11 protein-coding genes are annotated in these 15,048 nt (G+C 34.3%); all 11 read left to right on the top strand.

Translation table 11 applies throughout. The features are described 5' to 3' along the window. Position 1: 1 nt before the first annotated feature. The 11 genes from AC3HD6_RS20400 (at position 2) to AC3HD6_RS20350 (ending at position 15,040) form a co-directional block, all read left to right on the top strand. Complete coding sequence (locus tag AC3HD6_RS20400; RefSeq protein ID WP_488897996.1) at positions 2-1,366, top strand: zinc metalloprotease; 1,365 nt, start codon at positions 2-4, stop codon at positions 1,364-1,366. Then, the gene (locus AC3HD6_RS20395) at positions 1,366-2,043 is read left to right on the top strand and encodes a hypothetical protein (RefSeq protein ID WP_488897995.1); all 678 of its coding nucleotides are present in this window, start codon (positions 1,366-1,368) and stop codon (positions 2,041-2,043) included. Before AC3HD6_RS20400 ends, AC3HD6_RS20395 begins: the two co-directional genes overlap by 1 nt. A 39-nt stretch (positions 2,044-2,082) precedes the next feature. Then, positions 2,083-3,855 carry a hypothetical protein gene (locus AC3HD6_RS20390; RefSeq protein WP_488897994.1) on the top strand — a complete coding sequence of 591 codons (1,773 nt, stop codon included), beginning with the start codon at positions 2,083-2,085 and terminating at the stop codon, positions 3,853-3,855. A gap of 363 nt (positions 3,856-4,218) precedes the next feature. Next, entirely contained in the window at positions 4,219-4,560 is a 342-nt protein-coding gene (locus tag AC3HD6_RS20385; RefSeq protein ID WP_488897993.1) for a hypothetical protein, read from the top strand. Positions 4,561-5,187: 627 nt separating this feature from the next. Further along, a complete protein-coding gene (locus tag AC3HD6_RS20380) occupies positions 5,188-5,796 on the top strand; it encodes a hypothetical protein (protein ID WP_488897992.1) in 609 nt (202 codons plus the stop codon). 192 nt (positions 5,797-5,988) lie between these two features. After that, positions 5,989-7,257 carry a hypothetical protein gene (locus AC3HD6_RS20375; protein ID WP_488897991.1) on the top strand — a complete coding sequence of 423 codons (1,269 nt, stop codon included), beginning with the start codon at positions 5,989-5,991 and terminating at the stop codon, positions 7,255-7,257. Positions 7,258-7,371: 114 nt separating this feature from the next. Next, entirely contained in the window at positions 7,372-8,043 is a 672-nt protein-coding gene (locus AC3HD6_RS20370) for a hypothetical protein (RefSeq protein ID WP_488897990.1), read from the top strand. 277 nt (positions 8,044-8,320) lie between these two features. Next, positions 8,321-10,816 carry an ATP-dependent Clp protease ATP-binding subunit gene (locus AC3HD6_RS20365; protein WP_488897989.1) on the top strand — a complete coding sequence of 832 codons (2,496 nt, stop codon included), beginning with the start codon at positions 8,321-8,323 and terminating at the stop codon, positions 10,814-10,816. 67 nt (positions 10,817-10,883) lie between these two features. Continuing rightward, a complete protein-coding gene (locus AC3HD6_RS20360; protein ID WP_488897988.1) occupies positions 10,884-11,762 on the top strand; it encodes a lytic transglycosylase domain-containing protein in 879 nt (292 codons plus the stop codon). A gap of 491 nt (positions 11,763-12,253) precedes the next feature. After that, positions 12,254-12,667 (top strand): type VI secretion system tube protein TssD, encoded by a 414-nt coding sequence (gene tssD, locus AC3HD6_RS20355; protein WP_488897980.1) that lies wholly within the window; start codon positions 12,254-12,256, stop codon positions 12,665-12,667. Between the two features lie 204 nt (positions 12,668-12,871). Beyond that, entirely contained in the window at positions 12,872-15,040 is a 2,169-nt protein-coding gene (locus tag AC3HD6_RS20350) for a type VI secretion system Vgr family protein (protein ID WP_488897987.1), read from the top strand. The last annotated feature ends 8 nt before the right edge of the window (positions 15,041-15,048 follow it).

Below are 15,048 nucleotides of genomic sequence, written 5' to 3'. Positions count from 1 at the left end.
CATGAGCAGAACGAGAATCGTAAAAGGAACTTATACCAAGATTTCTCAGGAAGGACACAGCATGTATTCTAATGAGAATATTATCACCACCGCTGGGTCTGCGATTACTGAAACCGGAGTCAAGGATGGATTAAGTTTTGGAAATCCCTCAATGCCACCTGCCGGAAAAGTGGTGGCTAAATGCATGGTGAAATTCAGGCCTCATGATAAGTATAAAGATAATCCTGATTTTGGTTTTGACTGGCTAAGAGAAGGGGATTCCGGACAGCTGGGAGACAACTGGTTCGGAGCCGTTATGGGAAAATATTATGAGCCGGATAATGTCACGGTTTTTAAAAACGGGAATAGCTGGAATACCAACTTCCACAAAGATCCTAATATGTATGATAAGAAACTGAAAAGCTATAAAAGCCTTTCTATTTCATGGAAAAAAGTGAATAAAACCCCTTACTTGTATCCTATACCTGTTTTGACATTATTAAAAGGAAAGTCAGCACTGTTAACCCTTAAAATTGAAATTAAAGAGAAACCTCAAAAACTGACTTTTGAATTTAAAGATAAAGAAGCAGAAAAATACTTATCTCTTAATCTTAAAGAAATAGGAGTGATTAAGGTAGGAAAGTATGATAAATCCAATTATCTGAAAATAACCTGTAAAGAACAGTTCTCCAAAGAACAGTTGCTGTATGTAAAAGCAGATGGTGAGATTTGTGGAGCTTTGTTTATTCATCCCAATTCTGTGGCGCATGTTAAAAAGATTTCTGCGCTTTTTATTTCCGTAAAAACAGATATTAATGACATCATTAAAGTAGGAAAACCCAAACCTGGCAGTCAGCAGTATTTTACACAATGTCTGAATCAGGCGTTGGTATCTCCAACCATTCAGAATTCCTTTTCTATTGACTGTACGGGAAACCTCATCTATAATGCCTTCAGATTCAAGTTTTGTAAAAAGATTGACGGAAAGTATTATATAGACAGCTCTAGTGGATTGAGAGACTACCTGGAAGAAAAATTCCGGGATAAATATGGTAGCCAATACGATTCGCATTTCAAAGTCTTTTTTATAGAAGATATATATCCGGGGTGGAAGAATGGTAAAATTGCTTCCTATACCAATGGCTTTTCATTTTTCAATACCACTTTTACAGTTCAGTTTTATACCCATTCAAAAGAAACAGTTGCCCATGAATTAATGCATGCGCTGGGACTTCCCCATACTTTTGATGGAAATGCTCCGGCAAAGTATACCTATGAAGCCTATAAAACAAATAATCTTATGGACTATTGTCATCATATACAAATCCCGAGAATTACTGTTTTTAAGTGGCAATGGAAAGTGTTGAACTCTAAAATTATGCTGTAATGAAAAAAATATTAATTTATTTTTCCATATTATCTTTTGTAATATGCTCCTGCCAGTCTAAAAAAGAAGAAACTCAAAAGAATCACAAAACGAGTACTATGGTTGAAAAATTTGATTTTGATTTATTTAAAAAATATCAGGAAAGCAATGGCACACTGGAGTTGAAAAATGGTCATACTGTGTTGTCTATGTCTGCTCCTGAACAGAAGGAAATGGGAACTTCTGAAGAATTACTCCCAAAACCATCATTTCTGTATATTTATAAAGAGTTTTATCCTAATGGTAGTCTGAAGAAAAAAGAAACCAGAATAAGCGAGACGGTGAAAGTTGAAAAATCCGAATACTATGATAAGGATGGCAAGCTTGAGAAAACGGTAGATGAAGAACAAAACTACGGAAAAATAAAGTATCAGGATGTATTGAATTTTCTGGATAAAAAAGGATATATTAATCTTAAAACTGGAGCCGGAAGATTAAATGATGATGGGACCAATAAATACGATATTGTATATGATCAGGATGTTCCTGTCTGGAATATTATGATTATGCAGGGAAAAAGGATTTCGGAAAAAGAACTTATGGAAATCATGAAAACTTCCCCTGGTGAACCCAGTGCCTGGAGACCTGTTGTCTATAAGATGGATGCCAATACGGGTAAAATAATTAGTGAAAAATAATATTTGAGGCCATTGCGGAAAATTTAATTTCAGTAAGCTATGAGTAGGACGAGAATTGTAAAAGGAACTTATACCAAAATATCTCAGGAGGGACACAGTATGTATTCTAAGGAAAACATTATTACCTCAGCTGGAGAATCTGTAACAGAAACTGGTGTAGAAAAAGGGGTAAAATATGGAGACCCCGAAGATTCTCCTAAAAGAAAAGGGAGAATTATTGATATTCTTATGTTTGTCGCTGGGACTACAGACCCTGGAAATACTGAAGGAACGAAACATAAGGCCAATACAAGCTATTGGAAATATATTGATGAAAAGACCAAGCAAGAAACAAAGGAAAGTTTAAATAATTTATGGAATAAAATCAAGGAACTTAAACCTCAATTTACTGATTTGCATATCGAAGGAGACTTTTTCAGCTGGTCTGGTGATAATGATACCAAGGAAAGAATCAAAGCTTCCGAGAGATTATTTGATCTGCTGTTAAGGGTATATCCCGGCTGGAAAAATCAAGAGGTACATTTGCATCTCATTGGTCATTCACATGGTGGTAACGTTATAAATCAGTTTACAGAGCTCATCTCCAGTAAGGATATGATTGCAAAATCCAGTATTTTGAAACCTCGTAAGATTACAGAATTTCCTAAAGAATGGAAAGTTAAAAGTATCACGTATTTATCAACTCCTTTTTTCCAGAAGAAACATCAGTTGAATCATGGAAAATTACATAAAGAATGTAAGATCATTAACGTTCATAATGAGTATGATCTGACCCAACAATTGATTGCAGACTTCAGTTTGACCAATTTAGAAGGCTTATTGAAGTCTTTTCAAATGGAGAAATTTAAAACGGGTATAGAGACACTGAAAGGTGTAAATAACAATACTATTTTAACTTATCTTAAGGGGATAGGTCTTCCCAGCAGCCATAAGAAAAGAGCAGTTCCGGCATGGAAAGAAATGGCAAAAGCTTTTTTGGGAATAAATATGATGACGAAAGAGTTTATCCTATATATTGATTCTCTAAAAATTGAAAATTCTAATCTGCAAAAAGAAAAAGATTCGTTTATTAGCCTTTTAAATAATCTCTTACGATGGACCTATGATGTCTATAATAATTATAATGCTGGCATAGCAAAAGGGTATGATAAAGTAACATGGGCACAAAATTTAAATCTGACACAAGGGTTGAGGGTTTTAAATATTTTGTTTGACATTAAAAGCAGTCCAAAGGATAGTTATTTACTAAGTTTATTAGCAGGTGTATTTGGAGAAAATAAAGGAATCACTGATAGTATTGACGAAACATCCTGGACACCCAAAAAGCAAACCAAAGGACTGTCCATTATAGATGTGCCTATTTTTGAAAGTGATCCCTATAATTCCAGAAATAAGAGAAAAGAATTTGGTGGTTTTTTAAAAGGAGCACAAGGTGCAGTACATGCCCGGGAGCTGGAAGATTTGTTGATGAGGTTATTCAGTCAGTTTATTAAACCCCTTGAATTGAAAAAAATTATTGGCTATATTGATGATGCTGAATATATCGTAACAGGAAATTTAGACGCACAACTTAAAATTTTAAGAGGAAATCTTAGACGATATGATACCTTTGTCACAAGATATTATGCGGGATTAGTTACTGAACAAGATGAAATAACATTTAAGGATGATATGATAAAACGACCGGGTTCGCTAGCATATTTAGCTATGGCATCTCATAGTTTAAGTCATACCCAATTGTGGGGGAAAGTTGAAGAGGGGTTAAAGAATTCTTTCAGTTCTGAAAAGAAAGCGAAATATAACAAGAAATAAATATATGGGAAATAGTAAGAAAAATATTATTATAAGTTTATTGATATTTGTTTTATGTACAATTATTTTGTCTGGCTGGTATATTTTATTACATAGATATGAAGAATTGATAAATGTAAAAAGTATTGGTAAAGTTGTTATAAATGTTGGTCTCATTGGAGCAATTATTCCTGCAGTAATATTTTCTCTCATATATTATCTATCGAAAATTATATTAAATAGGCTATTACTCACTTTCCTGATCTTTATATTGTTCATTTTTTTACTATTTTCAGTCTACTGGCTTACCGTAAATATGGTATTCTATCATATAGATGATTCTAAATCTTTTTTACAATCATTATTGGAAGTATTCTAACATATATGAAAAATATAACACAAATTATTAGTAAAGCGCTATTTGTCTTTTTACTGGCTAATTTACTGGTTATTATTTATTTTATATTTAGTTACAGCAGTATTATTGAATCTGTTAATACAGAACTCATTGAAAAAATAATAAAACAATTTGGCTTGATTATAAGTATTCCCACAACTATTTTATTTGTTCTTATAGATACTATTCTCATAAAAATAATTAAAAAAATATGGGCTTTATATTTGATTCGGGCTATTGCTTTTTTAGGATTACTTTATATAATGTGTCTGATTTTTTCTTTTTATATCATAACAAGTGCTTTAATAGATAATCCTTTGGCTAAATAGTAGAAGTTTTTTAGATAAACAACTTAAAATCTTAAGCGGAAATTGCGGAAATATTATGTGGGGTTTACTACAGAACAAGATTAAAAAAGATGTAACTATATGTTGAAATGACCTATCATACTTTGTTATGGAATCTTATACGTTTAAGTCATACCCAATTATAGGGAAGGACTGAAGAATGGGTGAAAAATTCATTTAGTTCAGTAAAAAATCCGGGATACGAAAAGAAATAGAAATGGACAACATTCGAAAGTTCATAATAGTTAGTTTATTGATATTGATATTTATTGTATTAACAATAGGAATTACATGTTGGTACATTTTATCTTTAAATTATTTAGAAAAATATGATCTAAAAAATATTATAAAAATAGTTACACAAATTGGATGCATTGGGGCAATAATTCCTTCTTTAACCATTTCATTAATGTATTATTTTATAATAAAAATAAAAAGTAAACTCTTGCTTTTATTTTTGATGATCATTTTAATTATTTTTTTAATATTTCAGGTATATTGGATTTCGCTAAATTTATTCTTTTATGATATAAAGGGTTCTGAATCTTTTTTACAATCATTATTAGGAGCATTTTAACCGCAAAGTTTATTAATCAATAAAAAATAATTATGAAAAAAATATCATCATCCATTGCTATATTCCTTCTCTTGGCCAATGTGAATTTATATTCACAAAAAGCTGCTGATAAAAACAATTATACATCTCTGATACAAGAAGAAATGGGGGATTTGAATAATGATAAACGCAATGACAGGATTATGGTAGAAATGGATGTGACAGATGATACCAGACCCGTAAGAGTACAGATATTCCTCTCCCAGCCTGATAAAAAGCTTCAACTGATCGTTTCTTCTACAAAACTTATTGAAAACGAATATCCGGCTTATAAAAATGGGAAACATAATGGTAATGTAATTCCAGATTTTTTTATTGAGGATGGTATATTAAAAATGCTTACTGATATTAATAACCGGAAAAGCAGCTATGAATTCAGACTGAATAAAAATAATTTTGAGTTGGTAAAAATATCACGGGTATTATGGGATGGAAAAGATACCACTTTTGAAACGAGAATTGACTTAATAGCCAAAACGAAAATTGAGTATGAACAGGTGACAGGTTCTGAGAAACTCTTAAACAAAAGGAAAAAAGAGATCAAAATCAATACTTTACCCAAAATACAGGATTTAAGTTTTTCCGATTTGGAAAAATTTTAAAACTTCTGAGCTAATATGTAATTTGTATTTATTTCGGAAAGCCACTGGAGTGCAATTCTTTCATTCGGGATATGTAGTTGATGTTAAAAAATACAACGCAGAGCTGTAATGGCAAAAGATGAAAAAGAATCAAGGGTATGATGAAGTGGCCGACAGCATTACCTTCCCTTCAAAAGCTTAATAAAAAACCAAATGACTATTTCCAAATTAAAAACTATTCTGTTAATAGGATTTATTTTCATATGTTTTAGCCTGGTTATCGGTTGCTATTCAGGTGATCCGAAGATGGATGAGAACAATAGAGAGGTAGAAAAATTTAATGATACAGAACTTTATCCGGATCAGAGAACGGCTTATTTTAAAAAAGGAAATACCATTCTATTTTACTCCCCAACGGCAGATCATAGCCTGTATCTAACAGCCGATCTGGACAAACATATCTTTATCCTAAAGGATCCGGAAGCAATAAATCTTGCAGGATTATTAAAAATCAGTGATTTCAAATATATTGTACCCAAAAAATATGCAGATTTTCACAAATTTGCACTCGGAGCAGTGGGAACTGGTGGTGGAAACTTTTTTACCCATATAGAATTGAATGACCTGGGGCTCATCAAAACCATGGAAATAGATGCTCCGGAAGATAAACACAAATATCTGTATCAATATAACAAATATGGACAGCTTTTGAAACTAGTCAAAGAAAGATTGTTACTAAATAAAGTTTTATTGGAAAATAGGTATGATGAAAAATCAAGATTGATTTTCAGAAAACAAAACGATGAAAATTTAAAATCAGAGATAACCTGGGTGTATGATAAAAACGGCCATATACAGAAAGAAAATACCTGGGAGAAAGAGATAGCGCCCAACGGAAATATAATCAAAGATGAAACAAAGACATTTTTCTATGAGTATAACAAACAGGGGCAACTGATAAAAAAATATACCCAAAACCGTAATGATATCGTTGATTTTACTTATAACAATGAAAATAAATTGGTTGGTATTCTTGAATATTCAGGAACAATAGATAAGGATCATCAGGAAAATGTCATGAATCATTTTGTTGAAAAAACATATACCTATCTTAAAGATGAGGTGATTGATGCGGTAAGCTATGAGTATGATATTATAAATTCTAGTGTTTTAGTCAACGGAAAATGGGAGACAATTCCCATTGAAGAACAGAAGAAGCACGCGTGGAAAAAAATGAAAGATCAGTCAGCTGTTCCTTTACGGATTTTGGAAACAAAATATATTTATCAGCCTTCGGAAATCAATATCTCACTTCATCAATATAGTATTTATAGTAACTCCAATGAACAAAACAAGCCAATCAAACAACTCGTTGATTCAGATTCAATAATATATAAATGTGATGGTAGAGGACGGTTTGTTAAAAAAGAAACGTATAATCCTGATGCTAAAGAAATGGAGGTTCAGGAAATTTTCTATTAAAAATATGGGATTAATACGGATTCTTTTACAATTAAAATATTCATTATATTGTAAACTCATAAAGTAGATTTTTTATCTACATACACAAAAACCATGTTATTAAATTAAACAGTAATGAATAAAATTACCGATCACCTGAAATATTTTTCAAAATTATCAGCTGTATTTATTTTCAGTTTATTTAAAATTTATGCCATAGGAATTCTTTCTACGGTCATTACTTTCTGTCTTGGAATTTATATCATGGCTGAAAGTTTAGGTGCATCATTAGGGCATAGCGGAGCAGTTGCATTTCTGGTGGCTACTGTTATGGCAAAACCTTTATCAGCAAGCCTCTTCTACTTGTTAATGATTGCTGCACCGTTTTGTATCGGTATTTTCTCTACAAAATATGGCATGTCAAGAATTATCAGCAGGCTTGTACAAGCCCATTCCAAAACAATTCTGGTTCCTTTTATCGATAAAATTATTAATAAAATTAAAAACAACGAGCCGGTAGTCGTCCGCAACAGTACAGATTATGCACTGGCAAAAGTAAGATTGCTGAATGAATTCAAAAACAGTTCTGAAAATAAAATCCTTAAACGTGTTTTGGGATATGCCCTGAATAAAGTGAAATTTGATGAATTGAATTTAGGCGATGAAAATGTAGATTTTTATGAAATCATGAAAAATACGTTGATAGAAAAATTACATGAACTGGCAGAACCTTCAGCTATGATTTTTTATATCTATATCGGTCTTCAGTGGTTAAGCCTGATCCTGCTTTATTTTCTGAATATATAAGAGATATTAGGCTGTGGGAGAAGAAATACGGGATTTTATAAGTAGTTTAAAAGCGACCAAAGGATAAAAAAAAACGCTTATTACTTCTCTAATTGAAGAATTAACTATCTTTATCACATTTAGAATAAAATATTTAATTTTAGCAAAATAAAAGAACCCTCTTGCTTTATGAATCACCAGTAATAAAAGTAAAGGGTTTAAAAAAAGAAAAGAACATCAAATCATCCGAAAACAATAGGTAAACAGAACGCAAATATTAATATAAGAAAAATTATAAATGGGAGTACTAGTAACCAACGAAACAGTAAAGCAGCTATTTCATATTGCTCAGTCGATAGCGAGGGAAAATTATAATGGCACTTACGGAGGCCCGCATATTTTGCAGGCGCTGATGCATAAAGATATTGGTCTTAATGAATTTTTAAAAAGCATAGATAAAGATCCCGGTTATTTCTACGAATGGGCAGATGTGCGTATTGAAGAATATCCTAAAACCAGTCATCTTCCGGATGAAGTAGGCCAGGATGAAGCCGTAGATACACTTATAGAAGAAGCAGACGATATCCGTTTAAAGCTAGGGTTGGATGAAATTACCCCAATTTGTATCCTTACTGCCATTGTAAAGCCTCAGGTTGTGTTTTCTCTTCAGCAATTGAAGTCATTACCGCTTAGAGAGCATGAAATCTTTAACCTATATAGAAAAGATACTCCATTTACCGTTTCTGAAAATGGGGATTTTGCTTCATTATTTTCCAATGGATCAGATTTTGCAGACGCATCTCTTCCATCCATTAAAAGCTACTGTGTAGACAGAACAGCACAGGCTAGAAAAGGAGACCTTGAAAATATTATCGGTAGAGACAAAGAACTGAGAATGCTGGTAGAAATCCTTTGCCGAAGAAGCAAACCGAATGTAATCATCATTGGAGAACCGGGAGTAGGTAAAACAGCATTGGTAGAAGGGTTTGCTATAGAAATTACAAAAGGAAATGTTCCGGAAATGCTGAAGAACGGAACCCTTTTAGAGTTGGACACTGGAGCTTTATTAGCCGGAACATCTTACAAAGGTGAGATAGAAGACCGTCTGAAAAAAGTAATCAATGAATGCAAAAAAATTGAAAAAGCGATTCTTTTCATTGATGAGATCCATACCCTTTTAGACCCGAAAGGAAGCATCGGAAATGTTGCTAACCTTTTGAAGCCTGAATTGGCAAGAGGGGAAATTACGGTAATCGGTGCTACCACTCAGGAAGAATACAGAAAAATCATTGAGCCGGAACAGGCTTTCAACCGTCGTTTCGAAGTATTAACGGTCAATGAACCGGATGAAAAAACTTGTGTGAAAATGATTGACGTTCTTCTGGAAGGCTATAAAAAACATCACGGAATTGAAGTGGAAAAAACAGCCCTTCCGGAATGTGTACGTCTGGCAAAAAGATATGCTAAAGGTAAAAAATTACCAGATGCAGCCATTGATTTACTAGACAGAACCATGGCAGCCATCAAAATGTTGGATGAACTTTCTGAAAAAGAACTTGACAGTTGGAAAGAAAGTTATGATGCTATCTTAAAAGAAGAATATCTTGATAATAAAGATAAGGCAGACGAACTGATCTGGACTTATAATTTATTGAGAGACAAAATAAGCCCTATTTTATGGGGATCATTGAGTGAACAGCCTGCTCTGGACAACTCAATGCCGGTAGATCAGATTCAGAAGATCATTGAAGATACCTATGCAGAGCTTTTACAGCATGCTGCGAAAAAAAGAGAAAAAGTAGACCGTTTGGAACTGGCTGCTGTAATGGCTGCTAAAACCAATATTCCAATCGGAAAAATCCAGGCACAGGAAAAAGAAAAGCTCCTGAATATGGAATCCCTTCTATTAAATAGAGTTGTAGGTCAGGATCATGCATTAAAGATCCTTTCCGATGCTATTGTTGAAAATCGAAGTGGGTTAAACAAACCAGGACAGCCCATTGGATCCTTCTTCCTTCTAGGACCTACCGGAACAGGAAAGACAGAGCTTGCCAAATCAATGGCAGAGCTATTGTTCAACGATGAGAAAGCAATGGTTCGTTTCGATATGTCGGAATTTAAAGAAGAACATTCAGCGGCATTACTTTATGGAGCGCCTCCGGGATATGTAGGATATGAAGAAGGAGGGATGTTGGTTAATAAGATTAGACAACAACCGTATACTGTGGTTTTGTTTGACGAAATTGAAAAAGCTCACCATTCCGTATTTGATGTATTCCTTCAGATCATGGACGAAGGAAAAGTACACGATAAGCTTGGTAAAGAAGGAGATTTCAGCAATGCTCTGATCTTATTTACTTCTAATATTGGAAGCGAAGAAATTGTAAAGCAGTTTGAAGAAGGGAAAATACCTGAATCGTCTTCACTGATGCAGATTATGTCTAATTCAGGAAGATTCAGACCTGAATTTTTAGCCAGAATTACAGAGATTATTCCTTTTGCCCCAATCACGGAATCTATTGCAGAAAGAATTTTTAATATTCAGTTAAAATCACTTCATACTTCATTAACCAGACTTGGAATTGCTTTAAAAATCAGTGATGATGCAGTAAGAAATCTTGCTCTTGGTGGGTTCAGCAGTAAATATGGAGCCAGACAGATTTCCGGAGTGATCCGTGCACAGCTGGCAAGGCCTATTTCCAAAATGATCGTAAGAGAAGAAGTGAAATCCGGGCAGACCATTCATGTAGACTGGAATAAGGAAGAAGAAAAACTAAGCTGGAAAGTAGATTAGTAAGAAAGTAAATAGCGAAAAGGCTAATGATATCAATTGGCCTTTTTGCTTTATAAATAACAGTAAGATGAAAACAATTGTCAGAAATATCTTTACAGGGATAATGCTTTTGGGAACTGTTGCTTTGGTAAACGGACAGTTTCTTGCTGCATCAGATACCTCAGAAAGCAGTGTGAGAAAATACCAGGGAATTATTAACTCCAATAAAGATCTTGTTGAATTTATTGAACAGCTGCTTCTGCAGAAAGGGCTTCCCAAGCATTTAAGAAACTTAGCCCTTATTGAATCCCATTTTGACAAAAATATTACCTCCGGAGCCGGAGCCGTAGGAGTATGGCAGCTGATGACAGCGCATGCCAATCAGTATGGCCTTGCAGAACATCAGCGTACAGATGTGTATAAAAGCACAAAAACAGCAGTTATTTCACTGGCAAATCTGTACAAAAAATACAATAACTGGGTGACAGTAGTAGCTGCTTACAACTGTGGTGAAGGAAATATTGCCAAAGCTATGCAGGCTGCAGGTTCCAGCCAATACCATGAATTCTACAAATATCTTCCTGCGGAAACCATTAATCATGTGAAAAAATATCTGAATGCTTGCTATGCAACAGGAGAATTGCAGAGTGTGTTAAATAATTACAATTCTGCAAGGATTAACAAGGTGTTTTTTGAAGATGGAAATAGAAAAATACCCAATGAAACATTATCAGAAACAGAAATCAATGCAGGATTTAGTCTGAATGTAATTGCTGATGAACTGGATGTGGATGTTGATAAAATTCTAGCCTGGAACCCTGGAATTACAGAAGAGCTGCATAAAAAAGGCGAAAGTACTTTTTTTCTTCCTACTGATCTGATGCCGGATTTTCTTCTCAGAAAGAATAAGATTCTCACCAGATCGATCAAAGAAAGTGCTGGAACTGGTGCAGGGGTACAACCTTAAACAAACTAACTTTATTAATATGTAACCAAACCACTTGAAGGTTTGGTTATTTTTTTTGAATTTTTGTGTCTTTTATTTTTAATTATGATACGAAATTCAGCAAGGTTTTGTATTTCCATAGTAAGGAATAAAATTCATTACAAATAAGAATCAGTTTTTAAACAAAAATTGGTGTACTTTATTACCATATATTGTGCTTTTAAGCAAAAGTTAAGAAATGTTAATTTTAACTTAAAAAATATTAATATTTCTCATTAATGTGTAAAATACTCCTTTTAGTCAGTGTTTTATGCTTTTCAAAAATGCTTTTATCTAGAGCGTTTGAGTGGAGTTATTAAATCCAATGTCGTAGAATTACTACAAAAAGTCGTAGAACTACTACAATTTTTCAGATTTATAGTTAAAAGTTTTTTTCCCGGAAAAAGACCTTCTATATTTGCTACACAATCACTGAATCACAAAATATTATTAACGATTAAAATTTACAAATCATGGCAGAAAGAAATTCGAGAGGAATCTTAAAATTCAACAACGGAGAAGGTCAGAAATTATTAAAAATGAACTACAGCGTATCAAGATCTACAGACGTATCAGGACGTGTAGCATCAGACCCTTCTAACGCATTAATCAAAGTTACAGTAGAAGCTACTGAAAAATCAGACATCCTTGAAAGCTTATTGAACGGAAAGTATAAGCCAACAGTAGGAGAAATTGTTTTCAACAAATCTCACGAAGAAGGAACTCTAATCACTTTGAAATGGGAGAACGGATACGTTATCCAGCACGAAGTAGACTTTGATGCAGTTGATAGCAATAGTATGCTAATCAGCTTCGTAATCAGTGCTGAAACTATTGACTATGGTACTTCTCAGTACGCTGGACTGTGGCCTTCGGCAGGTAAATAAGCCTATTCATCATCTTAGTAAAAATAAAATTGGTACAGGACAGTGCGCTCTAAAGAGTATGCTGTCCTGTTTTTTCATAAGGGCATTTAGATTTCGGGAATTCGGCTTTTAATAAAGAAATGTTGTAGATCTAACCTTATATTTTTTGATTCTGTTGCTGTATAATCAGCAGATTATTTAATTTTTAACTTAAACACAAGCACTATGTTTCAGGATGACAAAACAATTAAAGTAGAGAGCCCAAAGGTTGATATGAAAAGCAGCAAAGAGCAATTGAAAAATGTAAAGGAAAATGTTGCTAAAAAAGTAGAAGATAAGCTGAGCAATGCGGGCAGTAAAGTAAAGAAAGCTGTAAAAGCTGAACAGCAGGGCATGAGCACTGCACAAGGGGCCAATATGTTTATGAACCAAAATTTTGTTCCAAACACCCCTTCTATCATTGAAAATAAAGTGTGGGCTAAACAGCCGACCTCAAAAATACACAATGCCGAAGCTATTCCTCAAAGTATTATTGCCGGAATCAACCGTGTGGTAAAACTGGATGTGGTCATTGAAGGGCAAATCATCAAGCATTTCAAGCATTTTAAATTGGTACAAAGTGCTACCAAGCATCATGAATTTAGTCTTACACTGGCTCATGATACATTGGGAAGTGCAGAAAATCATAATCTTCAGGAAGCACAAAACTTTCTTGGAAAAAGAATCACTGTTGTTTTCAAATATAAAGACATCATACAAGGTGCTGAACGTAATTTTGTAGGCGTAGTCACTGAAGTTGGATTCAGTCAGGAAAAAGGCAGTCTTGGGAATATTGTTCTCAAAGGATATAGCCCCACTGTACTTTTGGACGCGGCTCCCCATATTCAAAGCTTTGGAGGAAGCCAGCCAATCAGTCTGAATAGCATTGCATATCATGTTATCAGCGAAGGACTGGGACAGAATAAATTTGATTTCAGAGTAGATGCTCAGCATGGAAACGTTTCCTACAGCTCACAATATGAAGAAACCCACTATAATTATCTGGCAAGAATGGCTGAAGCTTATGGTGAACAGTTTTACTATGACGGTGAAGTATTGCATTTTGGAAAACTTCCCCCTCAGGAAAAGCCTGTGAAACTTACCTACGGAAGCAGTGTAAGTGATATTGCGATCAAAATGAAAGCCCAACACGTAAGTCCTAGTTTTTATGGCTACAACAGCAGTAAAAACGAAAAAATGACGGGTGGAAGCTCAAAAATCACTCATACTTCGGATATTGCAAGACGTGCTTACGAAATTTCGGAAAAAACTTTTACGACTCCATCTTTAAGAGTAGCTCCCATAAAAGCTTCATCTTTCATGGATATTGATGCTTCTCAAAAAGGAACTGCCGGAAGTAAGGCCTCAGAAGTTTTTATCACTTCCGGAACTACTACCGTTCCTTTCTTATATCCGGGATGTACAGCAGATATTGAAATGCGTAAATCCGAAAGCAATGAAACTTCTTATTTCACAAAACTGATGATTATTGAAGTTACCCATGAAGTAGATGCCAGAGGATATTATGACGGTAAATTTGAAGCTATTGCCGCAGATACCGGCTATATCCCACGTCCGGAATTTGAAACACCAAGAGCAGAAGCTCAGTTTGCTAAAGTGGTATCCAATACAGATCCTCAAAACCAAGGAAGAGTTCAGGTACAGTTTGACTGGCAGAACGGACCGGATATTACAGAATTCATCCGTGTGATGTCTCCAGATGCCGGCAGCAGCGATAAAGTAAGCAAAAACAGAGGATTTATGTCTATTCCTGAAGTAGGAGACCAGGTCATCATCAACTTTGTACATCAGCATCCGGACCGCCCGTTTGTCATGGGAGGAATGTTCCATGGTGGCATTGGTGCCGGAGGAGGTACCGGGAATAATGTGATGAGCTTAAGCAGTAAGAGCGGAAATATTATCCAGTTTCATGATGGATGTGGAATTGAAATAAAAGATAGAAGTGGCAATCATGTTACTTTAAGTGGAACAGGAGATATTAAAACAGAGGTAAGTAATAATAGTGAAGAATTTATTGGAAATAATCTTACAATAAACGTTGCAAGTAATACTACAATAGATGTAGGAAAAGGAAAATCCAAAGTTACCATGGATAATGCCGGGAAAGTAAATATTACAAGTGCTAAAGAAATAAAATTTGAAACAGGAAGTAGTTCTATTACTCTGCATGAAGATGGGTGTATCATTATAGAAGGTAAAAATATTACAGTTAAAGGAACACAAAGTGTTTGCAATACTTCAGATAAGGAAGTTCATATTAAAGCATCTGGAAAGGCAGAGGCTAAGTTCAACGGAATCACTGTAATCAATGGTGATCAGGTCGATATAAATTAATACTTAAA

The sequence above is a fragment of the Chryseobacterium sp. II3a genome, assembly GCF_057815135.1.
This window is presented reverse-complemented; position numbering and strand designations above follow the sequence as displayed.

Coding starts and splice junctions, on each gene's coding strand:
- AC3HD6_RS20400 (WP_488897996.1), top strand. CDS start 2: ATGAGCAGAACGAGAATCGTAAAAGGAACTTATACCAAGATTTCTCAG.
- AC3HD6_RS20395 (WP_488897995.1), top strand. CDS start 1,366: ATGAAAAAAATATTAATTTATTTTTCCATATTATCTTTTGTAATATGC.
- AC3HD6_RS20390 (WP_488897994.1), top strand. CDS start 2,083: ATGAGTAGGACGAGAATTGTAAAAGGAACTTATACCAAAATATCTCAG.
- AC3HD6_RS20385 (WP_488897993.1), top strand. CDS start 4,219: ATGAAAAATATAACACAAATTATTAGTAAAGCGCTATTTGTCTTTTTA.
- AC3HD6_RS20380 (WP_488897992.1), top strand. CDS start 5,188: ATGAAAAAAATATCATCATCCATTGCTATATTCCTTCTCTTGGCCAAT.
- AC3HD6_RS20375 (WP_488897991.1), top strand. CDS start 5,989: ATGACTATTTCCAAATTAAAAACTATTCTGTTAATAGGATTTATTTTC.
- AC3HD6_RS20370 (WP_488897990.1), top strand. CDS start 7,372: ATGAATAAAATTACCGATCACCTGAAATATTTTTCAAAATTATCAGCT.
- AC3HD6_RS20365 (WP_488897989.1), top strand. CDS start 8,321: ATGGGAGTACTAGTAACCAACGAAACAGTAAAGCAGCTATTTCATATT.
- AC3HD6_RS20360 (WP_488897988.1), top strand. CDS start 10,884: ATGAAAACAATTGTCAGAAATATCTTTACAGGGATAATGCTTTTGGGA.
- tssD (WP_488897980.1), top strand. CDS start 12,254: ATGGCAGAAAGAAATTCGAGAGGAATCTTAAAATTCAACAACGGAGAA.
- AC3HD6_RS20350 (WP_488897987.1), top strand. CDS start 12,872: ATGTTTCAGGATGACAAAACAATTAAAGTAGAGAGCCCAAAGGTTGAT.